The following is a 24,871-nucleotide window of genomic DNA, read 5'->3' as shown; positions in this document are numbered from 1 at the left end:
AGTTACGTAGTCGTACAACTTCTGTGTCACTGACCGACCCGCCCGCCAGCGGTTGCCGGGTCCGAGGGGCGCACCGAAGAAGAGTCCCAATTACCGTCACCTTCTCCATGAAACCGCGGGCCCAATGGCGGGCCGAAGCCCTTTAACGGGTGTTCTGCGGCGGGGGAGCCAGCAGGAGGATATGTGTCCGCCATCGTCTCGGCATTCAAGGACGCTGATCTACGCAAGAAGATCTTGTTCACCATTGCGATGATCATTTTGTACCGGATCGGTGCCCAGATACCGTCCCCGGGCGTCAACTACGGCGCGATCGCTGGCCGATTGCGTGATCTCACCCAGGACCAGTCCAGCGTCTACTCGCTGATCAACCTGTTCTCCGGCGGTGCGCTGCTACAGCTGAGTATCTTCGCCGTGGGCATCATGCCCTACATCACCGCGTCCATCATCACGCAGCTGCTCACGGTTGTGATTCCCCACTTCGAGGAGCTGAAGAAGGAGGGACAGTCCGGGCAGGCGAAGATGACGCAGTACACCCGTTACCTCACCGTCGCGCTGGCGCTGCTGCAGTCCTCGGGCATCGTCGCGCTGGCGGACCGCGGGCAGCTTCTCGGCTCCGGCTTCGAGGTGCTCATACCGGACCGCACCATCTTCGATCTTGTGCTCCTTGTCTTTGTGATGACCTCCGGTGCCGTGCTACTCATGTGGCTCGGCGAGCTGATGACCGAGCGCGGTATCGGCAACGGCATGTCACTGCTCATCTTCGCCGGTATCGCGACCCGCCTGCCCACGGATGGCGCGGGCATTCTCGCCAGCTCCGGTGGAATCGTGTTCTCGCTCGTCCTCATCGCGGTCCTGATCCTCGTCGTCGGCGTGGTCTTCATCGAGCAGGGGCAGCGTCGTATCCCGGTCCAGTACGCGAAGCGGATGGTCGGACGACGGCAGTACGGAGGTACATCGACGTATCTCCCGTTGAAGGTCAACCAGGGTGGCGTTATCCCTGTCATCTTCGCGTCCTCGATCATCTACGTTCCGGTCCTGATAACTCAGATCATCAACTCTGGCGGTACCGTGTCCCCGGACAACTGGTGGCAGAACAACGTCATCCAGTACCTGCAGACACCGTCGTCATGGCAGTACATCGTCCTGTACTTCACCATGATCATCTTCTTCAGCTACTTCTATGTGTCGGTTCAGTACGACCCCAACGAGCAGGCCGAGAACATGAAGAAGTACGGTGGTTTCATCCCCGGGATCCGTCCCGGGCGACCCACCGCTGAATACCTCGGTTATGTTATGAACCGCCTGCTCTTCGTCGGTGCCCTCTATTTGGGTATCATCGCGGTGCTCCCGAACCTCATGCTCGACCTCGGTGTCGGTACCTCATCCGGCTCCACCCCGTTCGGTGGTACCGCGATCCTCATTCTCGTGTCAGTCGCGCTGACCACGGTGAAGCAGATCGAAAGCCAGTTGCTGCAGTCCAACTACGAAGGATTCCTCAAATGAGACTCGTTCTCCTCGGCCCCCCCGGTGCAGGCAAGGGCACTCAGGCGGCCATCCTGTCCGAGAAGCTCGGAGTACCGCACATTTCCACCGGCGATCTCTTCCGCGCCAACATCGGGGAAGGAACTCCGCTGGGGCTGGAAGCCAAGGGTTACATCGACGCCGGAAAGCTCGTCCCAACGGACGTCACCGCGCGAATGGTCGAGTCCCGACTGGCGGAAGAGGACGCCCGCGAGGGGTTTCTCCTCGATGGTTTCCCCCGTACCGTGGAGCAGGCGGAACTGCTCGCCGGCATGCTCGAGAAGTCGGGCCACGAGCTGGACGGTGTCGTGCAGTTCAAGGTGGCCGAGGACGTCGTCGTCGAACGGATGCTCGCCCGCGGTCGTGCCGACGACAATGAGGAGACCATCCGAACCCGGCTGGGTGTCTACCGTGACGAGACCGCACCCCTTATCGATCACTACGCGGATATCATCATCCCGATCGAGGCGGAGGGCTCCGTCGAGGAGATCAACGACCGCACGATGGACGCCCTCAATAAGTAGCGGACATTCCCGTGTTCCCCGCACGGATGACAAGAGGGAAGACTGGAGGACCGGCCCGCTCCAGCGGGCCGGTCCTCCGGCATTCCTAGCCGCCGTCGCCGTTCCGGTCGTCGGTTTCCGTTCCCAGCACCACATCCAGGAGTAGACAGACCATGGCTTTTCGTAAACGCCACCGCACCATTCCCGTCCGGACCGCGGGAGAACTCGATGCCATGCAGGCGGCCGGCGAGATCGTCGGCAAGGCCCTGCAGGCCGTCCGGGCCGCCGCGACACCCGGGGTCAGTACCTTGGAGCTCGATGCCGTGGCAGAGGCCACGATCCGGGACAACGGCGCAATCCCCACGTTCCTCGGTTACCACGGTTTCCCCGGCTCAATCTGCTCCTCCGTCAACGACGTCATCGTCCACGGGATTCCGAACGCCGAGACGGTCCTGCAGCCCGGTGACCTGGTATCCATCGACTGCGGGGCAACCCTTGAAGGGTGGGTCGGGGACTCTGCGTGGACCTTTGGTATCGGCGACCTCGATGACGAGTCGGAGCGCCTCAACAACGCCACCGAATGGGTGCTCGCTGAGGGACTGAAAGCCATGGTCCCCGGAAATCGGCTCACGGACGTCTCTCACGCGCTCGGTCAGGCCACTGCGCGTGCCGCCGAGAAGTTCGCCGTCACGCTCCACATCGTCGACGGATACGGTGGTCACGGCATCGGGCGCGAAATGCACGAGGATCCTTTCCTCGCCAACGAGGGGAGACCCGGACGTGGTCCCGTGATCGGGGAGGGGAGTGTTCTCGCGATCGAGCCGATGCTGGCGACGGGGACCCCCGACTCGGCAGTCCTGGACGACGATTGGACGGTCGTGACTCTCGATGGATCCCGGGCAAGCCACTGGGAGCACACGGTCGCGGCCACGGCCTCCGGCCCCAGGATCCTCACCCCCAGGTACTGACAGATCTGCGGGGTCCGGCGCCGAACTTCAGACTTTCGCCGTTTTCAGACTAGGATCATGCCCATGTACTCAGCTCGCACCAGTTCTTCCGTGGCGATGGCGGCCATCCGTCGATTCCTCGCCACTGGCATCGTGGTCCTCACCTTCGGATTCGTTCTGTCCCCGGCCACCGCCGTCGCGGCACCGGTACCGGGTTCGTCCGTTGGGGCCGCCGGGTCCAGCACTCTCAACGAGGACGCCTGGAATATCAGGAATGACATCCACCAGCGGAGCAACGGTCTCCCCCCGGTTATCGGTGACGGTGTCCGGGCGGCGACAGACAGCGCCGTTGACGCGTTTTTTCCTGGACTGATCGCGCAGCGTAACGCGGAAGCGGCGGCCCGTCTGACGCCTCCGCCGCCGCCCGCACCGGCGCCCACCCCCGAGTTCGACCGCGGATCTTGTCCCCCGGCCGCCCGTGCGTGCATCGACCTGACGAACCAACGGAGCTGGCTCCAGGATAACGGACAGGTTATCCACGGTGCCGTTCCGATCTCGTCTGGAGCTGTCGGCTGGGAGACCCCCAAGGGGGTTCACTATGTCAACCGGAAGGTCAAGAATGAGATCTCCCGCGAGTTCAACAACGCACCGATGCCGTATTCGGTGTACTTTACCAACAACGGCATTGCGTTCCATGAGGGAAACGTCAACCTCATGTCTCACGGCTGCATCCATCTGAACCACTCGGACGCAGTGAAGTACTTCGATACGCTTCAGACCGGTGACATGGTCTACGTCTACTGACCGTCACGTTCCACCGGTCGCTGGGCCCGCCCCTTCACGCAGAGCGTGGGGCGGGCCTTTTGTTACCGGAATTGCGCTCCGGGGCTGCTCCGCGTATTGTCAACCGTTGGTGTGCACCATCATGCGCACCGCTTGTCGGAAAAGACAACAGAGACAATGCAGTCAACTATCTACCGGATGACGTCGTAACTCGTGTGCGGCACCGGAGAAACGTGGAGGATATGGCTAAGAAGGAAGGCGCCATCGAGGTTGAGGGCCGCGTCGTCGAGCCCCTGCCGAATGCGATGTTCCGTGTCGAACTCGACAACGGACACAAGGTTCTTGCACACATCAGCGGCAAGATGCGCCAGCACTACATCCGTATCCTGCCGGAGGATCGCGTCGTCGTGGCTCTGAGCCCGTACGACCTGACCCGTGGCCGCATCGTCTACCGCTACAAGTAAAGACCATCAGCCTCCACACTCACCGCACGTGTCCTGCGCTGGGCGGGTTCCTCGGAACCAGCCTGAAACCGCTCCGTGGCACGTGCATCATGCACCTTCGGCATCGGTGGCCGAAGCCCCGTGCATCCCTGATCCACTTTCCGGCATCCGCCCGGACGAAGCATCAGCAGACGGGGACGGGTGTGGGGAAAACCACCGGACCAACCGGAAGGAAACTGCCATATGGCACGCCTTGCTGGAGTTGACCTCCCGCGCAACAAGCGCATGGAGGTTGCTCTGACCTACATTTACGGTATCGGGCCCGCCCGTGCCAAGAAGCTGCTGGAAGAGACCGGCGTCTCTCCGGACCTGCGTACCGACAACCTCACGGACGAGCAGATCGCTGCCCTCCGTGACGTGATCGAAGCTACCTGGAAGGTCGAGGGTGACCTCCGCCGTCAGGTCCAGGCGGACATCCGCCGCAAGATCGAGATCGGTTGCTACCAGGGTCTCCGTCACCGTCGCGGGCTTCCCGTCCGCGGCCAGCGCACCAAGACCAACGCACGTACGCGTAAGGGTCCGAAGAAGACGATCGCCGGAAAGAAGAAGTAATCCATGCCTCCCAAAGCACGCTCTGGCGCGCGCCGCACTGGCCGCCGCGTCGTAAAGAAGAACGTGGCGCACGGCGCCGCACACATCAAGTCCACCTTCAACAACACCATCGTGTCCATCACGGACCCCAATGGTGCCGTCATCTCGTGGGCCTCCTCCGGCCACGTGGGCTTCAAGGGATCGCGCAAGTCGACCCCCTTCGCCGCCCAGATGGCTGCCGAAAGCGCCGCCCGTAAGGCGATGGAGCACGGCATGAAGAAGGTCGATGTCTACGTCAAGGGCCCGGGCTCGGGCCGCGAAACCGCTATCCGTTCCCTCTCGGCCGCCGGCCTTGAGGTTGGCCAGATCACCGACGTGACGCCGCAGCCCCACAATGGCTGCCGTCCGCCGAAGCGTCGCCGCGTCTAGCAGGGAAAGGAAACAGACACACTATGGCTCGTTATACCGGCCCAGTCACCCGTAAATCCCGCCGCCTCCGCGTCGACCTCGTCGGCGGAGACATGGCGTTCGAACGCCGCCCGTACCCCCCGGGACAGGCGGGACGCGCACGCATCAAGGAGTCGGAGTACCTGCTCCAGCTCCAGGAGAAGCAGAAAGCCCGCTTCACCTACGGCGTCATGGAGAAGCAGTTCCGCCGCTACTACGCCGAGGCGAACCGTCGCCCCGGCAAGACCGGCGACAACCTGGTCATCCTGCTCGAGTCCCGGCTGGACAACGTGGTTTACCGCGCTGGCCTCGCCCGCACCCGCCGTCAGGCACGCCAGCTGGTTTCCCACGGACACTTCACCGTGAACAACAAGAAGGTTAACGTCCCTTCCTTCCAAGTTTCCCAGTACGACATCATCGATGTCCGTCCGAAGTCCCGGAAGATGGAATGGTTCGAGGACGCTCAGGACCGGCTCGTCGACTCCGTCGTCCCGGCCTGGCTCCAGGTTGTTCCCGACACCCTGCGCATCCTCGTGCACCAGCTGCCCGAGCGTGCCCAGATCGACGTCCCGCTGCAGGAGCAGCTCATCGTCGAGTTCTACTCGAAGTAAGCGGTTCTTCCCGCGGCCCCGTGTTCCACGCCATCTCCGGATGTGTGGGGAACAGGGACTGCGGGGAGCCGTCGCGTGGATTCGTCCACACCGTCATACTGTCTGCCTACTGACGTCAAATAGCGGGCGTCACAGAAGGAGATCTTCAACCAATGCTCATCTCAAAGCGTCCGGAGCTCCACGAGGAGTACATCGACTCCTCCCGCTCCCGGTTCACCATCGAGCCGCTGGAGCCCGGATTCGGCTACACCCTCGGCAACTCACTGCGCCGCACCCTGCTGTCGTCCATCCCGGGCGCAGCAGTGACCAGCGTAAAGATCGAGGGTGTCCTCCACGAGTTCACCACGATCTCCGGTGTGAAGGAGGATGTCAGTGACATCATCCTCAACATCAAGGGGCTCGTGCTGTCCTCGGACTCAGTTGACCCGGTCGTCATGTACCTCCGCAAGGAGGGACCCGGTGAGGTTACCGCAGCCGACATCGAGCCGCCGGCCGGTGTGGAGGTCCACAACCCGGACCTCCACATCGCCACGCTGAATGAGCAGGGCAAGATCGATATCGAGCTGGTCGTGGAGCGTGGGCGCGGCTACGTTCCCGCCAGCCTAACCGGCGACACCGGTGAGATCGGCCGCATTCCCGTGGACCAGATCTACTCCCCGGTGCTCAAGGTGAGCTACAAGGTCGAGGCCACCCGTGTCGCACAGCGCACGGACTTCGACAAGCTGGTCATCGATGTTGAGACGAAGAACTCCATCACCGCGCGTGACGCTCTCGCATCGGCAGGCAAGACCCTGGTTGAGCTGTTCGGTCTCGCCCGCGAGCTGAACACCAACGCTGAGGGCATCGATCTCGGCCCCTCCACCCAGGAGACCGAGACCAATGCCAACTACAGCATGGCCATCGAGGACCTGAACTTCTCCGTTCGTTCCTACAACTGCCTGAAGCGTCAGGAGATCCACACTGTCGGTGAGCTCGCGGAGTGCACCGAATCTGATCTCCTCGACATCCGTAACTTCGGCCAGAAGTCGATCAACGAAGTGAAGATCAAGTTGGCCAACCTGGGTCTGACACTGAAGGACGCCCCCGAGGACTTCGATCCCTCCACCATCGAGGGATACGACGCCGAGACCGGTGACTTCATCGACATCGACGGTGACGATTCCGAGTAAAACCCGGGTAGCACGCCCAGGCGGCGCCGTCGGTCGATAGGCCGGCGGACAACGTTCGCCGCGCTCACACACACGTACACGAGGAGTACCCCCAATGCCCAAGCCCAAGAAGGGCGCCCGTCTCGGCGGTTCGGCGCAGCACCAGAAGAAGATCCTGGCGAATCTCGCTGCCCAGCTGTTCGAGCACGGCGCTATCAAGACCACCGATGCCAAGGCGAAGCTTCTGCGTCCCTACGCGGAGAAGATCATCACCAAGGCCAAGAGCGGCACCGTCGCTGACCGCCGCAACGTTCTCAAGCTGGTCAACCAGAAGGACGTCGTCGCCTACCTGTTCAATGAACTGGCCCCGAAGTTCGCGAACCGCGATGGTGGCTACACCCGCATCATCAAGCTCGAGAACCGCAAGGGCGACAACGCCCCGATGAGCCAGATCTCGCTCGTCCTCGAGGAGACCGTCTCCGCGGAGGCCACCCGTGCCGCCCGCGCAGCCGCCTCCAAGAAGGCCGAGGAAGAGGTCGTCGAGGTCGAAGCCGACGAGTCTACCGACGCCCAGGCGGCTGAAGAAGCCGCCGAGGCCGAGCAGGACGAAGCCCCGACCCCGGCAGAAGCTGAAGCTGAGCCCGAGAAGGCTGAGGAAGAGAAGTAACTCTCCCCCTCTGGACGGTCCATACCTCGGACCGGCCACCATCGAGAACCCACGGCCCGTGGCTCCTGAGAAGGAAATCCACGGAGCGTGGGTTCTCGCGTTCCGCCAGTCGGTAAACGTTGTTCATCCCGGATACTCGCGCGGGGAACCGTACCGGTAGACTCGTCCGCTGTGAACGACCCGCACCTCAAACCTGATCGCCCCGACTTGATCCGGCTGCGCCTCGATCTCGCGTACGATGGCACCGACTTCCACGGCTGGGCCAGACAGAATCCGGTGGACGGCACACAGCTTCGTACCGTCCAGGGGGTCGTCGAAGACGCGGTGGCCACGATCGTCCGCCATCCAGTGAAACTCACCGTTGCAGGACGAACGGATGCGGGTGTCCACGCCACCGCCCAGGTCGCGCACGTGGATATTCCTGCGGCGAGTCTCGACACCCGGTCCATCGGAAACGATCCCGCGGCTCTCGTGCGGAGACTGGCTCGGCTCCTCCCGCCGGATGTCCGGATCCACCGCTGCACCAGGGCTCCGGAGGGATTTGACGCCCGGTTCTCCGCCCTCCGGAGGCACTACGCCTACCGGGTCACCACGCATCCCCGGGGCGCACTGCCCACCAGAGCCAGAGACACGGCGCACTGGCCGAAGCCCGTTGATTTCGCGGCGATGCGGGAATCAGCGGAGGTCCTCACCGGTCTCAACGATTTCGCGGCCTTCTGCCGCGCGAAGGACGGAGCGACCACTGTCCGTGACCTCCAGGCGTTCACCTGGCGTGACATCTCGAGCCCGGCGGAACCACAGCTCTATCTCGCGGAGGTGACCGCGGACGCCTTCTGTTGGTCGATGGTCCGTTCGCTGGTGGGGGCGTGTCTCGCGGTAGGAGAGGGACGCCGGCCCAGCGGATTCACCGCCGGCCTCCTCGACGAGAGGAGTCGGTCGCAGCTGGTGCCTGTTGCCCCGGCGAACGGCTTGACCCTCGTGGGAGTCGATTATCCAGACGATACGGAACTCGCTGAACGCGCGGAACAGACGCGCGGGGTCCGCGTCCTTGACGGGGAAGAACACCGCGCACGCGGCAAAGGATGTCCCGAGCGAAACCCCTACTTCGAGGAAACTCCACCCGTCGGTCCCGACACCGGTGCGCGTCCTGCGGGCGGACCAGATCCAGAAGGCTAGACTCTGGTGGTTGAACCTTTTCCGGAAGGAGCTCACCGCTCCCATTCCTCCGGAGAACGACAGGGCAGCCCTGACGGGGCGCAGAACGTACGACGAACAGGAGGTGGGGACGTCCCATGGACATGTACCAGGCTGCACTCGTAGCCGTACTCGTGTTCACGGTGCCCGGATTCCTCACCTGCCGTGTCTCGGGTGTCCGCGCCCCGTGGGCCGCCGCCGCGTCAATTCCCGCGAGCTTCGGGATCTACGGTCTCGCCGCATGGTTCTACGGTTTGACCCCCTACGCCTACGATGCCCGGAGTGTATCGGTGTTCAGCGTGGTTGTCCTCCTGATCGCGGGATGTTGGCGGCTGGGTGCGCTCGCGGTGACCCGCAGGTTCCGCGGCCGGGCCGCGGATGACGGCGTGCCGGAGGACGGTGACAACGGGGCCGGAGCACCTGGCACGATGGACAATCAGACTGCACAGGAAGAGGATTCTGGGACCGAACCGAAACAGGAGCAAGCTCCCCCCGTGGCGTCGGTGGCGTTGTCCGTGCTGGAGAACACCACTGCGCACTCTGAAGCAGAGACGGTGGCTTCGACGATGCCGGGGGACGGAGCGGAACCGCAGACGGCCACCGGTCCTGATGGCGCTATCCGTCGGCGGACCCCGCTGGAGATTCCCGCGGAACCGGGCGCGGGGAACGCCGACGAAGCACGCGATCGATTGCGCCAACGTGAGGAAAGATGGCTCGTCGGCTCGATGTTCGATCCGGTCTGGGTATTGCCGGCGACCGGTGTCCTCGTCGCCTTCGTTCTCCTGTTGTCCCGCAGTCTGACGCTTCTCCGGGATACCCGGTACGGCCTGGAGAACATCTTCCAGGGATGGGACGTGCACTGGCACGCGAGTGTCGTGCGTTTCATCCAGGAGACCGGCGTCGCTTCACCGACCAGGATGGGAGAGCTCCAGAACATCGAATCCCGCGAGGTTCTGTTCTACCCCACGGCGTGGCACTCCGGTGCCGCGATCGTCCGGGAACTGACCGGAACGTCCTCGATCGCGGCGATCAACCTGACCTCGATCGTTTTGCCTGCGCTGCTGCTCCCTCTGGCCGCTTCCGTCCTGGCGTGGCGGCTGGTCGGCAACCGGGGCCTAACCGCACAGATCGCGGCCGGATTCGCCGCGGTCATCGTCGTTCCTCTCCCGGTCCTCTACTGGATCGGCTACTATGTCGGCGCATGGCCCTATCTCGCGGCGATCGGGATGGCGTTCATCGTCCTGGCACTGTTCATGTCCGTTCCCGCAGCTCCGGTCCGGGCCTTCGCGGCTGCACTGGTCTTCGTGGGAATGGTGGAAACGCACCCGTCCGCTGCCACCATCGTCGTTCTCGTTCTCGGTCTGTGGTGGCTTCTGGATCTGGTGTGGCGCCCCACGCACCGGTCGACGAACCTCCGCGAGCGTATCTGTTCCCGGATCCGGGACTTCCTGTTGCTCGCGGCGACGGGCCTCGCCGCCACGCTCGTCCTGTTGCCGCAGATACTCACTGGACTCGGACAGAGCGAGGAGGTGAAGTCCTTTGTCGCCTACGAGGATCTGACCCGGAGTGAATCGTGGTGGGCCGCGATCCAGATGCAGACCAGACATACCGATGCCTTCGGCATCAACGAACCGCTCCTCTGGGCCGCAGCCGTCGGTGGCGTGATTCTGGTCGTATGGCGGCGCAACATATGGGCACCGTTGTTCTGGTTCATCAGTGTCGTCGTCACCGTCAACTCCCTGCTGCCGTTCACGGAGACGTGGTGGAGCGGCCTGGCGACCCAGATCGGTTCACTGCACTACAACACGGCGCACCGCCTGGTGATGCCGGTGGCGATGTTCACGGCGGCCGCCGCCGCGGTGGCTCTTGCGGCAGTGGGACGGCTCGTTCTCATGGGGCCGATCCGTCGCGCCGCACGTTTTTCTGTTCCGCTCTCCGTCGTCGCCGCCCTGGTCGGTGGGGTGTTTCTCGTGCAGGAGGCCGACGATGAGATGCAGTTCGTCTCGGACTTTGCCATCGGTGCTGCGCGGGACGGTCGGATGGTCGATTCGACCGATCTGAAGGCGTACCGCTGGCTGGCGAAGCAACCACTGGCGTACGAGGGCACGATCATGAGCAATCCCGCGGACGGCTCCGGCTGGATGTACCCGTACAACGGACTGCCTAATGTGTTCCGGCACTACCTGTGGCCGACGGTTCCCGTGACCAGTGCGACGAACCGGATGTTCTGGAACCCGAATCAGCTAGGTACCGGCAATTTCGATGATCCGAACATGGAGAACGAGGTGGACAAGGCCGCGCAGCGCCTGAATGTGCACTACATCTATGTGTCGCCACCGAATTTCTGGGCGTTCCAGGAGCCGGTCCCGGAGATGGAGGTCGAGCTCTGGAACACCCCGGGTGTCACACCCGTGTACAAGGACCGCCAGGTCTCGATCTACGCCGTCAACGAGTGGTTCACCGATTCAGAACTGGACCGGATGCGTCGTCCCGGCAACTCACCTGAACCACTGCCCCCGCTGCCAACCCGCGCAGAAGCCGGAGTCGCACCGGTGGACTCGGGCGATGGACTCCGTCCCTATCACCACCGGCCGAGCAGGCTCCTACGGGGCCCGGTGGAACACTTCGAATCCGATCTGGAGAAGGCTCGGCGCGAAGCCGCTGATGCGGCTGAATCCGTCCAATGATCACCCGCAACAGGCTACCGGGGATACCGTCGAGGCTGCAGATCAGATAGCATGATGCCGAGACGCCCGTGCCGGGAGCATTCCGGTGCCGGGTGACCTGGACCGGGGTGCAAGGGGTGCCCCGGATCAGTGAGCGGTCCGCGTGATCAAGGGCATGCGGACATAGTTTGACGCGTCCTGAATCGTTTTGTCCTCCGGACCCTGGAGCCCTTGATGAACCAGTTCCTGCTTCCCACAACCCGTGCCCAGGTCAGCGGGCACAGATTTCTCCTTCGCCGGCTGGAACACGGCCTCGTCACCGGCGACACCCGGCTGATCCACGATCCGCTCGGCCGACGTCGGCGGGGAATTATCATCGGGATCGTCGGATGCGTGTTCGCGGGGCTCGCGGCCGGTGCGATGGCGATCTTCGTCCCCGAACCCGACCCCGGGGATGCCGCCGTTGTCAGAGCGGAATCGGGTGCGCTCTACTCGCGGATAGACGGGCGCCTCCATCCCGTCGACAACCTCATGTCCGCACGGCTGATCGCGGGATCCGACGTGGACCCCGTGAATGCCGCTGATTCCGTGCTCGCCGAGATGGAACGCGGGGTTCCCCTCGGGATCCCGGGGGCACCCGGGGTTGTTGCGGAGAAGGTCCCGGATGATCTGGTGTGGAGTGTGTGCCAGTCCACCACCGACATCACCGTCACCGCCGGTCCACCACCACCGCAACCGACCTCCGACGCCGGGGTGTACGCGACGGTCGACGGGATTGACCACGTGGTCACCACCGAGGGCAGGATTGCGCTACCAGACCCAACGACACGATTCGGCCGGGTGCTGCGACGGCGCCTCGGAATCACGGCGGAGACCCCGGTCTGGGAGCCGCCACCGGAGGTCCTCAACGCAATTCGCGAACTGCCCCGCTATCAGCGCCCCTCAAATTCCGGCGTTCTATTGGGCAACGGTAGGGAATCTTGGTTGCTCCGTGCGGACGGGATTCTTCCGCTGAGTCCACTGCAACGGGGGATACTCCTTGATCTCGGTGCATCGGAGCGTGGAGTTCCCCAGGACGGACCGGCCGCCCGGCCGGACGCGACGCCCGAAGACATCAGACTCCCCGCGACGGCCCTCGATTGGGTTGACCCCGGACAAGCGACGATCTGTGCGATCGGTGACGACGGGCATCTGGGGATCGTCGGTGACTCGGAAACCGGCTCCGGGATCTACGCGCCGGGTGCGGGGGTTGCTCTATCGGGTGATTCCACCGCCACCAAGTACGCTTCGATCATCGTCAATGGCATCGGCGTGGACACCGGGCACGGCTACTACCTCATATCCGACAGCGGTCTCAGACATGGAGTCGGTGACGCCGGAGAACTCAGGATCCTCGGGGTCGAGGCCCCGTCCGCCGCCCCTTGGTCGATCATCCGGTTGCTGCCGGGGGGCGATTCCCTGACCCGGGAACGGGCGCTCGAACCACGCTACTGACGCTCTCGGTTGCGCCCGCGTCGACGTCGGGAGTGTGACGCGGACCGGATGGTCAGCGCCACCCCCACGAAACACGAGAGAGTGGTGACCGTGACTATCGATCGCTCGCGGACCCCGCTGGATGCCTCGGCCGGCACCGGGATCACTACCGGGTGCGGGGCGACCCGGTAGTCGGCGGGCACGTGGGTCACCACGGACGCAGGATCCACGGCCCCGGTCGCGGGATCGACGGCAGCGGCGAGCCGAGCGCGGATCCCGGCGGCGGAATCAGCCGGATGAAGCTCCATCAGCAGGGCTACGGTACCGCTGACAACCGGTGCTGCGAAGCTGGTCCCCTCGAATGCCCGCAACCCCGGGGGATCCGCGAAACCCACGGTGAAACCCGGATCCCGGGGAGATAACGCGAGTGGGACGTGCCCCGGCGCGGACAGCAGGGGGCCCGGTCCCGGGACCGAATACCGGGCGATGGTGTGCGGGTCCTCAAGAGCGGAAACCGAAACGACGGTGGGTCGGTGTGCGGGAAGCACGGTGCTCCCGGGCGGACACTGTTCATCCGCGTTACCCGCGGCGGCGACGATCACCACCTCGCGGTCCTCCGCACGGGAGAGCGCTGCATCAAAGGCGGTGGTGTTCACACTGTCGGCGACATCAGGGGGAAGACAGCTGGTCAGGGAGACGTTGATGACCTGAGCCGACTGATCGACCGCCAGGTTGATAGCGTCGGTGAGCGAAGCGAGGCTCCCGCCTGCCCCAACGGAATCGGCTGCCCGGCGGCGGCTGGTCTGTCGGATACTGATGAGCTCGACTCCGGGGGCCACTCCGACGACACCGTCCTCAGCTGACGGGCGGGCCGCGAGTATCCCCGCGACGATCGTGCCGTGGCCGTCGCAGTCATCCACGGCCCCCTCGGGGAGCGGAGGGTCATCGGGACGGCGGTCCCGGGCGACAACGAGATCACCACCGGGAATTACCGGAGGCAGTCGGGGGTGCGGAGCGACACCTGTGTCGATGACCGCGACACGGATACCCGCCCCGGTGGCGAACCGGTGGGCCATCGTCAGCGGTTCGGGAACTTCTTCCGCGCCGGGGACATCATTCCGTGTCGCCGGTATGACGACGGCACAGTCCGGATCCGGGGGATGCCCGGTGGAAGGCTGGGCGGATGCCACCGCCACGGCGGTGCTCAGTCCCATCAAGGTTGTGAGCCCGGCGAGGATCCATCTCATCCGAGCCCCCGGACCAGCGCGAAGATACCGAGAATGTGCGCAGAAAGTGGGAGAGCCGCAGCGACCGCGAGTGTCTCGATCCGCTCCATCCAGTTGACCGCGACTGGTCGGAGATCCGCTATCCCCTGCCCCCACCATGCGACTGTGAGAACGGCGAGGGCCATGAGCGAGCTGGCCGTGGCGACGACCACCGAGTCGGATCGGACCCCCGCGAGAACGGTTCCTCCCGCAGCACACAGTGACCAGCTCCACAGCGCCCACACCGCCAGCGGACTACGGTGCCGCAGGGCGTGGAGGACAGTGGCGATGGTCGTCGCCAGGCACAGCGCGGCCGGGAAACCACCGCCTGACCAGCCAACGACCAGAGCGCAGCAACCTCCTGCGAGGGCGGTCCCCGCGAGAGCACCCGACAGCAGCTCCCGGGCACATAACGCGTGTTCCTCGACGTCCGGATTGGGGTCTTCCGGAATTCCTAGGTCTTCGCCGGCCGGTGGGAGGCGTGGAACTGTGAGGCCGGACACCCTGATGGTGAGGGAGGGGAGAGCGGCGACGGTGATTAGTGCGAAACCGATCGCCGCTGCCGCTACCCCCGCGTAGTCCGGGGCGACGGGGAACATTCCGGCGCCCGCGATGCCGAGGATGATGCAGGTGGTCAACGCCGCAGTGATTTCCCGTTGTACCCGGCAACAAAACGAGCAGAGTGTGAGAACGACCGCTCCGGTGAGACACCCACCGACAAGGGCTGTCCCGACGGCGGCGTCCGGTCCTCGTCCGACAACCGGAGCGCCGTTGAGAATCCCCACCACCACTGCGGCGACGGAAGACAGGACAACCCCGGACACCAGCACCGCGACCGCCGTGCCTCTGTCCTGATCGTCCGTACGCGCGCTGATACGCGACGCCACCACGAGGTAGAGCAGGCTCAGTAGCCCGAGGCGCAGAGGGCTGGGGAGTACGTCGCTTCCCGGGAATGTTCCGGTGAACGCCAGTAGCGCACAGGTGATCAACCCTGCTGCTGCGGCAGCCGTTCCGAGGCCTTCCGGCGGGGTCTGAGGATCTTCGTCCGAGAGGATCTCCGCGGCATCCCGGAGCACCGGGGCCTCGGGAACATCGCCTGCCGAGAGCACGAGTACTCCGCCCTGACGGAGAGGGGTGTGGGTCAGTGGGACAGCGGTCTCAACGGCAACGCCTACCGCGGTGGAGGCGACCCAGGGGCCGGGATGTCCGGGAAGGCCTGCGAGATCCAGTATGTCTGGGAGGATCTCCGCGAGACTGGCGTGCACGGGAAGCACGAGGTCTATCTCCGGCGGTGGAAGATCGGGAGCATCCGGGTGGAGATCCACTGCGCCTGGAGCGATGCGGACGGTGATACGGAGAGCGTGGTCGACGGCCACTGGTTCCCCCTGTGAGGTGGTTGCGGGCGGCATGGGCAGATCACCCCGCGGCCTGTTCCGGACGATGCGGTGACCTGGCCGGGTGGCGAGATAGAACCTGTGCAACCAAACTAAGGATGGCCTATACTTCCCGTTAAGTCCAGCCGGATGTGGGGATCCGGGCAGGTTTTCCGCCGGACACTGCATCGTGTTTCCCGTGTCCGTCACCGCAGTAATCTCAGTCATCTCAGGCAGCGGTGGTGGGCGTTCTGGGACAGGTGGTTCGTCGGAGTCGACTCCGGAAAGCACGAGGAACTGCCGTGCCCTCTCCCCGCAACGATGGGATCATCGTCCCCCTGAACACAGGTGAACGCGAACCCGCGCCCTCGCTTCCTGTGGGGGAACTGAACGTTGATCCGGTTCCCCCCGCCGCCAGACCCCGTCCCATTCCACTGGTTCGTCTGCTCATGCCCCTGGTCATGGTGCTGGTCCTCGCCGCGATGATCGGTCTAATGATGGTGGGTGGGCGTGGTCTGAACCCGGGACTGCTCATCTTCCCGTTGATGATGCTGGTGAGCATGTTCGCGATGGTCAACCCCACCGGTGCGGATGATCCCGACGAACAACGGAGGGTGTACCTCCGGCACCTGTCCGCCGTCACCGAACGCGCCCGCCAGAATGCCGCGGAACAGCGGATGCACGAGTTCCACCGGCACCCCGATCCGGCGAGCCTCCACAGCCGGGCCGGTTCGCCGAGGATGTGGGAGAGGCGCGCGACCGACCCCGACGCCCTCGAGATCAGACTCGGGATCGGGCCGGTACGGCTGTGCACCCCGGTTGTCGTCGCCGACACCGGCGCCCCGGAGGACCTTGACCCGGTCTGCATGGTCGCGTTACGGCAGATGATGCACACCATCGGTGTTGTCCGTGGCGTTCCGTTCGCCGTACACCTGGGTGCTTTTCCGGTGATCGGGATCCACGGCCCGGGCGCGGAGGGACTGGTCCGCGCGCTTGTCGCCCAGCTCGTGTTCCATCACGGGCCCGACGCGGTGGGGATCACGTCGACTCTTCCCGGGCACGGATGGATGAAATGGCTCCCGCATTCCCGGCACCCGGGAAACGCAGCGTTCCGCGTGTTGATCACCGGTCCGGGACACAGGGACGGGGTCACTGTCGGCGGCGAGGTCGCCACCGTCATCGACATCGGTTCCGTCCCCGGGACGGAACTGGGGGAGATCGCCCGTGCAGAAGGTCTGCTCCTGCACGTCGATGGTTCCGTCAGCGTCGATTCCGACGCCGGTCGGGAGGAACTGGGGATCGCTGACACTCTCACCGCCGAAGAGATGACGGCCCTGGCCCGGTCCATGACCGGATACCGGCGACCGCGGACCGATGCCGGTGCCGAGATCGGTGCGGACTTGCTTGCTCTTCTGGGGTTCGGGGGAGTGGCCGCGCTCACCGGTGACGCACTCTGGAACAGGCGGGGAACGGACGCGTTGGCGGTGCCCATCGGTGTCGACGACACCGGGAAGCCGGTGGTGCTGGACATCCGGGAGCCGGCACACGGGGGAGTGGGGCCGCACGGTCTGTGCATCGGGGCGACGGGATCCGGTAAATCCGAGCTCCTCAGGACGCTCGTCGTAGCGCTCGCGGCCACCCACAGTCCAGCTGAACTCAACCTCGTGCTCGTGGACTTCAAGGGTGGGGCCACATTCCTGGGCTTGGAGGGGCTGCCGCACACATCGGCGGTGATCACGAACCTCTCGGACGAGGCGCACCTCGTTGAGCGCATGCACGATGCGATCTCCGGCGAGATGAATCGACGGCAGGAACTGCTGCGTCGTGCAGGGGGTTTTGCCAATGTTACCGACCACAATGCCGCCGTCGCGGATCGGGATGATCTGGATCCCCTTCCGGCGCTGCTCATCGTCATCGACGAGTTCTCCGAGCTGCTCGGGCAGCACCCCGATTTCGCGGACTTGTTCACCGCGGTTGGGCGCCTCGGCAGGTCACTGCAGGTTCACCTCCTTCTGGCCAGTCAGCGATTGGATGAGGGACGGCTCCGGGGGCTGGAATCTCACCTGTCGTACCGAATCGGGTTGAAGACCTTCTCCGCCGCTGAATCGCGGCAGGTCCTGGGAGTTCCGGATGCGTACTTTCTGCCAGCTCGTCCCGGTACCGGCTATCTCCGGGTGGAGGCGGAGCGGTTGACGCGGTTCCGCGCAGCCTATGTCTCTGCACCGGTTCCGGTGGAGGCACACTCGGGGCTTCCGGCTCAGCGGATGGGAACCGTTGTCTGTCACTTCGACGCCTGGTCGGACGTGAACGGGAATGGCATTCAGGCGCCTGTTGCGCTGTCCGGGACACGGGACAACGGGCCGACGCTTCTCGACGTCGTGGTCACCGCAGCGGTCGACGCTGCGCAGGAGCAGGGAACATCCGCCCACCGGATCTGGTTGCCCCCACTGCCGACGTCAATCGGGCTGGGGGAGATCCACCGGATCGCGGAACTGCCGGGGAGACACCTCGGCCCGAGTGAACCGGGGTTCCTACGCTGCGCCATCGGGATCATTGATCGACCGTTCCAGCAACGTCAGGACCCCTACTTCGTCGAGTTCACAGGAACCGGTAGCCATATGGCGGTCTGTGGCGGACCTCAGACGGGAAAATCGACGACGCTCCGCAGTATCATGCTTTCCCTCGCGGCGACGCATGATTCCGGGGATATTCGTTTCTACGTTCTCGACTACGGTGGGCGCAGTCTCGGGGATCTGGGGGCGCTCCCACACGTCGCCGGGTGCGCGGGCAGAGGCGAGCCGGAGAAGACGCGCCGCATCATCGACGAGGTGATCGGACTGATCGATGGTGGGGAACACCGCCACACCTTTCTGGTCGTCGATGGTTGGCAGTCGGTCATCGAGGTGTCCGAGGACCTCCGGGACTGTTTCGCCCGGATCGCCGCAGAAGGTCCGGGAAGCCGTGTGCACCTTGTCGTGAGTACGCAACGATGGACCTCAATTCGTCCGGCGGTCCGCGACCTGATCAGTCACCGGATGGAGCTGAAACTCACCGAACCCCTCGATTCCCTCATCGACAGGCGTGCCCAGGAGAACCTTCCGGCGCTCCCCGGCCGCGGCATCACTGGAACAGGGGAGCCGATGCTCACGGCCAACTCCGGTGCGCAGGACCTCGCGCATGTCCTCCGCCTGGCTCAGGAGTCCGGATCTGTGCCGGTCCCGAGACTCCGGGAGCTTCCGCGGGACATTCCGCTTTCTGCGCTGCACTCCGGGGGACACGTGGACGGCGCGGCTGACGGAATCGTTTTCGGTGTGGGTGGTCCGAGGCTGGAACCCCTGGCGTGGGATCCGGACACGGACGGGCACCTGCTGTGCTTGGGTTCACGCGGATCCGGAAAATCCACCCTGGTGTCGACCATCGCCTCCGGGATCACGGCCCTCGGTCCGGATTCCGCCCGCATGGTCGTGGTTGATCCCCGCCGTACACATCTCGGGACACTCGACGAATCGATGCTCGCGGTGTACGCGGCCACATCTGACGCCACTGTGGCCGCCGTGGCGGACACAGTGGCCACCCTCAACGAACGGCTTCCGGGAAGTGACGTCACCGCCAGTCAACTCAGGGCGAGATCCTGGTGGTCCGGGCCCGACATCTTCCTGATCGTCGATGACCATGATCTTCTCCCCGATGGGGTACTGGCACCCCTGAAGGCACTGGTCCCGCACTCACAGGACATCGGACTGCACGTGATCCTGGTCCGGAAATCGGGAGGCGCGTCTAGGGCGATGTATGACCCGTTCATCGCGGAGCTTCGCGATCAGTCTCCAGCTGTGCTCCTGCTCGACGCCGACCGTGAGGAGGGCCCGCTGCTCGGGATCCGTCCGGTCCCCCAGCCGCCGGGGCGTGGAACCTGGATGACCCACGGAAATATCCACGGCATCTGCCAGATCGCCCACCCCTGACCCGGAGCCCACCGAACCGACAGAAAGGCCATGTCCCAATGCGCATCACCATTCTGGCGACCGCAACCGTTTTCGAACTGACGGACACCGAAGGCGGACAACAAACGATCTTCCGGAACGACTTGGTGCCGGATGACAGTCCCCAGTGGCTCGATGCCGTCGTTGACGAGGCAAAGGGACTCATCGGTGGAGATTGGGTGAGGTGTCCGGTCACGGTGGTCGCGGCTGATCCGGATTCGGCCGAGTTGCTCTCCGATGTCCTGCTCGCTGACGGAGCGGAGGTCGACCGTGAGGACCTGCAGCCATCCGTCCGCGGCACCGATGGTGCACACACGAGACACGCTGGACAGTTGAGAGGGGAGCTCACGATTCGGAGACCGCGGTCCGGCAGCCGTCATCGGGCGCCGTTCCGCCCGACCTTCTTTCACGCCGCCGTTGTGGCCGTTGTGCTTGGTGTCGTCGCCGTCTCCTGGTGGAGTCTGGGCGACGGAGGCGACGGACCGGAGGAGACCACGGCCCCTGAATCCAGTGCAGTGGTCTCCTCCACGACCCTGACGGAGGAGACCCACCCGCGGCAGGAATCTGAATCACCGGAAACACCGCCAGAGACACCGTCGGGGAGCGTGGTGCTGGATGCTGGAAACATCAGCGTGACGATGCCCGACGGATACATCCTGAACCCGGGGGCGACGGGTGATGTCATGGCTACGGGACCGGATCCAGATCTCCGGATACATCTGGCTGCGGATCCCGGTCTGGGCCTTCCCCCGGAGACGATTCTCGAGGAGGTGGCGATGCGGGTGGCAACGGACCCCGTGCTGCACCGAGCGGATCGCGCCGGGCTCAGACCGGCAGTGGAAGCGGTGACGTACCGGGAGGACCCCGGGGACGGATCGTTCGTCGACTGGATCACCTGGGTCGAAGAGGATCACCAGCTGAGCGTCGGGTGTCACACCCGTACCGCTCCCACCGTCGCCCAGCGGGCAATCTGCCGGATGGCGGTGAACAGCGTTGTCCTGCGGAAAGACGCTCCTCCGGAAAAAATCCAGGAATGACGGAACCTCCCGCTACCGCAGCGGGTCTCACCTTAGTGAAAGAGCAGAACAGCATCCGCATACCGGAGCACCGGATAGCGGAGGGCTTTTTCCCCGGAGTCCGGAATCCGGGAGATGTCCCGCAGGCGCTCAGTTACGTGTCTGTCCCTGCAATAGGAGTGCATCGTCCACAATCCCGATCATTCAGGCAACGAGAAAGGCTAGAAGTGAGCCAGATCTTCCGTACCGAAGCAGCCGTCATGAAACAAGCCGCGGCCAACGTCGATGCCACGAACGATGACATCCGAAACGAACTCGGTCGACTCCGTTCAGTGGTTGAGCAGGTCCGTGGGTCGTGGGATGGCGCCGCACAGGCGTCGTTCGATGAGCTCATGAGTCGGTGGAACACCGCCGCGGTCAAGCTCCAAGAATCCCTGGGCAGCATCTCCGAGAATCTTCGGAGTAACGCCGGTGCCTTTGAGAACGTCGAAGCGCAGAACGCGGATGCCCTCCGCCGTACCGACGTCACTGGTCTGCAGCTTTAGGGCTGTGTCGCCACAATCACAACGTAAAGGAACTCAGTATGGAATCCACCATCCGTTACCAGTTCGGTGAGATCGCCGCTGTCGTCGGAGATATCCGAGCGACATCAGGTCGAATTAGCCAGCAGCTGGAGGAAATCAAACGCCAGATCCGCCCCATGGCGGAAACCTGGGAGGGTGACTCGGCCGTCGAGTACCGGGCCGCCCAGCAGAAATGGGATAACGCGGCCAGCGAACTCAACCTCATTCTCGACACCATCGCGCGCACGGTGGGTGAGGGGAACGACCGGATGAGTGACATCAACCGTCGTGCGGCCGCCAGCTGGAGCTGACGGCCGTGTTCCCGTGAGAACAATCCGACCGGTGGAGGTGATGTTAGACAGACTGAGACTCAAACTTTAAATACCTGACCAACGGATCCGGTGTGACTCCTGTGCAACCACACACCGTCCGCCGGATCCCCAATCCCGCTCCATCCCTGCTGCGCGGTTGGCCATCATAGCCGCCGGTGGTGTTCCCGTTCCTTGATCCGCCCGTCTGATGAATCGGGGCGGAGGGGACACCTCCGGACCGGTATCGCGTTGCCTGTGGCCGTCCGGTGTGCAGGGAGTTCCGTTCCCGGTCGGCCGCGGGGTTGAGGTGTCCGTTTCCCACCCGTCTGTCAGTGTCCCCCAGCGCTATGACGGCAACAATTGGGATGGACCCTTCGCCCGTTTCTGGTTCGGCCGGGAACATGAGCTTGTCCCCGGTGGGCTGTGACGAGTCGGGGCCGTGGACGATGACCGTATCCCTAGCCGTCGTCCGGTTTCGGATGTCGGTGTCCATCGTCAGCGCCCCGGTGCCCCGTCTCCCGTCGGTGGGGATGGTGCGGACACCGTGGATCACGGTTTTCTCAGGGTTGGAGTTTTCCCGCCCATCCCCTAAGCTGATGTGTCTGTGTGTGGAGTCTCCCGCCGACATCGTCCACATCCGTAACGGTTCACGCCGGACGGACGCGACCAGGGTCTTCGGGGGACAGCGGATCAGTGCGGGTCTCCACCGGCCGCCGTACCTGATCATCCGCACGTTGATTCGTGGCCGGCAGATTTCGACACAACGCTCTTCAAAGGAGTTATTTTGTCTACTTACCACCCGAGAAGCGGTGACATCACCCGTAAGTGGTATGTCGTCGACGCCACCGACGTGGTGCTCGGCCGTCTGGCCACGCACGTCGCCGATCTCCTGCGCGGCAAGGGCAAGCCGCTCTACGCGCCGAACGTCGACTGCGGTGATTATGTCATCGTCATCAACGCCGACAAGGTCCACATCTCCTCTAACAAGCGTGACCGTGAGTTCCGCTACCGCCACTCCGGTTACCCGGGTGGTCTGAAGACCATGACCCTGGGTCGCTCCATGGAGCTGCACCCCGAGCGTGTCGTCTTCGAGGCGATCGAGGGCATGATGCCGCACACCAAGCTCACCCGTGCGTCGGTCAAGAAGCTGCGCGTTTTCGCCGGCTCCGAGCACCCGTACGCTGCCCAGAAGCCCGAGACCTACGAGATCAAGCAGGTGGCCCAGTGACCGAGAACAATACCAACGAGCCCCAGGCCGCCGAGGCCTCCGACATCGCCGCCGCTCAGGCTGCGACCGAGGAGTTCACCACCACGATCGGTGACGCGATCGCCCCCGAGGCGACCGAATCCGAGCTGGAGACCCCGGTAGCACCCGCTGAGCTGGATCACCCGATCCAGACCGTCGGTCGTCGTAAGCGCGCCATCGTCCGCGTCCGGATGACCGCCGGTTCCGGCCAGTTCTTCTGCAACGGTCGTTCGCTCGAGGACTACTTCCCGAACAAGCTGCACCAGCAGCTGATCAAGGCTCCCCTGGCCCTGATCGACCGCGAGGGTCAGTTCGACATCCACGCCAACCTCGGCGGTGGCGGCCCCACCGGCCAGGCTGGTGCTTTCCGCCTGGCGATCGCCCGTGCCCTCATCAACTACAACCCGGCTGATCGGGATGCACTGAAGAAGGCTGGATTCCTCACCCGTGACGCCCGTGCCGTCGAGCGTAAGAAGGCCGGTCTGCACAAGGCCCGTCGCGCTCCGCAGTACTCGAAGCGCTGATCCACTCCGGATCCGTTACCCGCACACCCTGCGGGACAGGCAGAAGCCGCCGTTCCTACACACTGTGGGGTCGGCGGTTTCCGTCGTTCCGGGACTTACCCACTGATTCCCTGATGATGGTCCGTGCTCGGCTGCTTCGGACACGGTGACAGCACTGGTCCAGTGCTGAGTCCGGATGCCTCCGATGATGCCGATCACCCCAGATCATCGCCCGGGGAGGTATACCGGCATAATGGACACATGACTCGACTCTTCGGAACTGACGGCGTACGTGGATTGGCGAACAAAGCTCTGACAGCACCCCTGGCTCTCCGCCTCGGGGTTGCGGCGGCGCACGTCCTGACCAAGGAGAATCGCACATCCAAACGCCGTCCGATGGCCATCGTCGGCCGGGACCCCCGGGTCTCTGGGGAGATGCTCGCCGCGGCTCTCGCCGCCGGTATGGCCAGCCAGGGGGTCGATGTCCTGCGTGTCGGCGTCCTGCCGACCCCCGCGGTCGCGTTCCTCACCGATGACTACGGTGCCGACATGGGCGTGATGATCTCCGCCTCGCACAACCCGATGCCGGACAACGGGATCAAGTTTTTTGCTGCGGGTGGCCATAAACTCGCCGATGAGGTCGAGGATGAGATCGAGGCGGTGATGGCGAAACTACCCGAGGGTGGCCCGACCGGCCACGGCATTGGTCGGGTCCTCGAAGAGGCACATGATGCGCAGGAACGGTATCTGCAGCACCTGTCCCAGGCCGTGGCCCGCGACCTGTCCGGGATCAAGGTCGTCGTCGACTGCGCCAACGGCGCCGCCCACGAGGTGACACCTCTAGCCTACGGCGCCGCCGGCGCGGAGGTCATTGCGATCCATGACACACCGAACTCCTACAACATCAATGACGGATGCGGTTCAACCCACATCGACCAGGTGCGGCAGGCGGTCATCGAACACGGGGCGGACATCGGTCTCGCGCACGACGGTGACGCCGACCGGTGCCTCGCGGTCGATGCCGAGGGCACGGTCGTTGATGGCGACCAGATCATGGCGATTCTTGCGATCGCGATGAAGGAGAACGGCGAGCTGCGCAAAAACACGCTCGTCGCCACGGTGATGAGCAACCTCGGGCTCAAACTCGCCATGGAGGAGGCAGGGATCATTCTCCGCACGACGAAGGTGGGGGACCGGTATGTTCTCGCCGATCTAAATTCGGGTGGCTTCTCCCTCGGGGGAGAGCAATCCGGGCACATCGTCCTGCCCGACAACGGAACGACCGGTGACGGTACGCTCACCGGGCTGGCTCTCATGGCCCGGATGGCGGAGACCGGGAAGTCCCTGAAGGAACTCGCAGCCGCGATGAAGGTCCTGCCTCAGGTTCTCATCAACGTGCCGGTGTCGGACAAAGGGGCGATCACGTCCAGTCCCCGCGTGACCGAGGCAATCGAGGTTGCGGAGAAGGAACTCGGCGATACCGGACGGGTGTTGCTCCGTCCTTCGGGCACCGAGGAGCTTTACCGGGTCATGGTAGAAGCCGCGGATGCCGAGACCGCCCGTCGTGTGGCCGGGAGACTGGCCGCCGTCGTCGCTGAGATCTGAGGGTATAGCCGCGCG

At 64.4% G+C, this 24,871-nt stretch carries 22 protein-coding genes; 20 read left to right on the top strand and 2 right to left on the bottom strand.

Going from position 1 to position 24,871, the window contains the following annotated elements:
- Positions 1 to 183 precede the first annotated feature (183 nt).
- From secY to eccB, 13 genes are all read left to right on the top strand, one after another.
- Complete coding sequence (gene secY, locus JDV76_RS00475) at positions 184 to 1,503, top strand: preprotein translocase subunit SecY (RefSeq protein ID WP_198734924.1); 1,320 nt, start codon at positions 184 to 186, stop codon at positions 1,501 to 1,503.
- Positions 1,500 to 2,045 (top strand): adenylate kinase, encoded by a 546-nt coding sequence (locus JDV76_RS00470; RefSeq protein ID WP_198734923.1) that lies wholly within the window; start codon positions 1,500 to 1,502, stop codon positions 2,043 to 2,045. Before secY ends, JDV76_RS00470 begins: the two co-directional genes overlap by 4 nt.
- Positions 2,046 to 2,197: 152 nt before the next feature.
- Entirely contained in the window at positions 2,198 to 2,992 is a 795-nt protein-coding gene (gene map / locus JDV76_RS00465) for a type I methionyl aminopeptidase (RefSeq protein ID WP_198734922.1), read from the top strand.
- Positions 2,993 to 3,055: 63 nt separating this feature from the next.
- A complete protein-coding gene (locus tag JDV76_RS00460) occupies positions 3,056 to 3,775 on the top strand; it encodes a L,D-transpeptidase (protein WP_410171056.1) in 720 nt (239 codons plus the stop codon).
- 221 nt (positions 3,776 to 3,996) lie between these two features.
- Positions 3,997 to 4,218 carry a translation initiation factor IF-1 gene (gene infA / locus JDV76_RS00455; protein WP_075724780.1) on the top strand — a complete coding sequence of 74 codons (222 nt, stop codon included), beginning with the start codon at positions 3,997 to 3,999 and terminating at the stop codon, positions 4,216 to 4,218.
- Positions 4,219 to 4,440: 222 nt separating this feature from the next.
- Entirely contained in the window at positions 4,441 to 4,809 is a 369-nt protein-coding gene (gene rpsM / locus JDV76_RS00450; RefSeq protein ID WP_198734920.1) for a 30S ribosomal protein S13, read from the top strand.
- A gap of 3 nt (positions 4,810 to 4,812) precedes the next feature.
- Positions 4,813 to 5,217 (top strand): 30S ribosomal protein S11, encoded by a 405-nt coding sequence (gene rpsK / locus JDV76_RS00445; RefSeq protein WP_198734919.1) that lies wholly within the window; start codon positions 4,813 to 4,815, stop codon positions 5,215 to 5,217.
- A gap of 23 nt (positions 5,218 to 5,240) precedes the next feature.
- Entirely contained in the window at positions 5,241 to 5,846 is a 606-nt protein-coding gene (gene rpsD / locus JDV76_RS00440; RefSeq protein ID WP_198734918.1) for a 30S ribosomal protein S4, read from the top strand.
- Between the two features lie 152 nt (positions 5,847 to 5,998).
- Entirely contained in the window at positions 5,999 to 7,015 is a 1,017-nt protein-coding gene (locus JDV76_RS00435) for a DNA-directed RNA polymerase subunit alpha (protein ID WP_198734917.1), read from the top strand.
- A gap of 94 nt (positions 7,016 to 7,109) precedes the next feature.
- Positions 7,110 to 7,661 carry a 50S ribosomal protein L17 gene (rplQ, locus tag JDV76_RS00430; RefSeq protein ID WP_198734916.1) on the top strand — a complete coding sequence of 184 codons (552 nt, stop codon included), beginning with the start codon at positions 7,110 to 7,112 and terminating at the stop codon, positions 7,659 to 7,661.
- A gap of 171 nt (positions 7,662 to 7,832) precedes the next feature.
- Positions 7,833 to 8,837: a tRNA pseudouridine(38-40) synthase TruA gene (gene truA / locus JDV76_RS00425; RefSeq protein ID WP_248140709.1), complete on the top strand. Its 1,005-nt coding sequence runs from the start codon at positions 7,833 to 7,835 to the stop codon at positions 8,835 to 8,837.
- Positions 8,838 to 8,953: 116 nt separating this feature from the next.
- Entirely contained in the window at positions 8,954 to 11,542 is a 2,589-nt protein-coding gene (locus tag JDV76_RS00420) for a DUF6541 family protein (protein WP_198734915.1), read from the top strand.
- Between the two features lie 213 nt (positions 11,543 to 11,755).
- Entirely contained in the window at positions 11,756 to 13,015 is a 1,260-nt protein-coding gene (eccB, locus tag JDV76_RS00415) for a type VII secretion protein EccB (RefSeq protein ID WP_198734914.1), read from the top strand.
- On the opposite strand, the gene JDV76_RS00410 is transcribed toward eccB, so the two are convergent.
- Both JDV76_RS00410 and eccD read right to left on the bottom strand, forming a co-directional pair.
- Positions 13,009 to 14,208, bottom strand: coding sequence for a S8 family serine peptidase (locus JDV76_RS00410; protein WP_198734913.1), 1,200 nt, complete (start codon positions 14,206 to 14,208; stop codon positions 13,009 to 13,011). The genes eccB and JDV76_RS00410 overlap by 7 nt on opposite strands.
- Positions 14,209 to 14,237: 29 nt before the next feature.
- Positions 14,238 to 15,668, bottom strand: coding sequence for a type VII secretion integral membrane protein EccD (gene eccD, locus JDV76_RS00405; RefSeq protein WP_198734912.1), 1,431 nt, complete (start codon positions 15,666 to 15,668; stop codon positions 14,238 to 14,240).
- 509 nt (positions 15,669 to 16,177) lie between these two features.
- On the opposite strand from eccD, the gene eccCa reads away from it, so the two are divergent.
- The 7 genes from eccCa (at position 16,178) to glmM (ending at position 24,856) form a co-directional block, all read left to right on the top strand.
- Complete coding sequence (gene eccCa / locus JDV76_RS00400) at positions 16,178 to 19,594, top strand: type VII secretion protein EccCa (protein WP_418884416.1); 3,417 nt, start codon at positions 16,178 to 16,180, stop codon at positions 19,592 to 19,594.
- 38 nt (positions 19,595 to 19,632) lie between these two features.
- Positions 19,633 to 20,649: a type VII secretion-associated protein gene (locus JDV76_RS00395; protein ID WP_198734911.1), complete on the top strand. Its 1,017-nt coding sequence runs from the start codon at positions 19,633 to 19,635 to the stop codon at positions 20,647 to 20,649.
- Between the two features lie 206 nt (positions 20,650 to 20,855).
- Positions 20,856 to 21,173: a WXG100 family type VII secretion target gene (locus JDV76_RS00390; RefSeq protein WP_198734910.1), complete on the top strand. Its 318-nt coding sequence runs from the start codon at positions 20,856 to 20,858 to the stop codon at positions 21,171 to 21,173.
- A gap of 38 nt (positions 21,174 to 21,211) precedes the next feature.
- Positions 21,212 to 21,502: a WXG100 family type VII secretion target gene (locus JDV76_RS00385; RefSeq protein ID WP_198734909.1), complete on the top strand. Its 291-nt coding sequence runs from the start codon at positions 21,212 to 21,214 to the stop codon at positions 21,500 to 21,502.
- Positions 21,503 to 22,286: 784 nt separating this feature from the next.
- On the top strand, positions 22,287 to 22,730 hold the full coding sequence (gene rplM / locus JDV76_RS00380) for a 50S ribosomal protein L13 (RefSeq protein WP_198734908.1): 444 nt from the start codon (positions 22,287 to 22,289) through the stop codon (positions 22,728 to 22,730).
- Positions 22,727 to 23,272: a 30S ribosomal protein S9 gene (gene rpsI / locus JDV76_RS00375; RefSeq protein ID WP_198734907.1), complete on the top strand. Its 546-nt coding sequence runs from the start codon at positions 22,727 to 22,729 to the stop codon at positions 23,270 to 23,272. Before rplM ends, rpsI begins: the two co-directional genes overlap by 4 nt.
- Positions 23,273 to 23,512: 240 nt before the next feature.
- Positions 23,513 to 24,856 (top strand): phosphoglucosamine mutase, encoded by a 1,344-nt coding sequence (gene glmM / locus JDV76_RS00370; protein WP_198734906.1) that lies wholly within the window; start codon positions 23,513 to 23,515, stop codon positions 24,854 to 24,856.
- Positions 24,857 to 24,871: the final 15 nt, after the last annotated feature.

The organism is Corynebacterium marambiense, assembly GCF_016342275.1.
Classification (GTDB): domain Bacteria; phylum Actinomycetota; class Actinomycetes; order Mycobacteriales; family Mycobacteriaceae; genus Corynebacterium; species Corynebacterium marambiense.
This window is presented reverse-complemented; position numbering and strand designations above follow the sequence as displayed.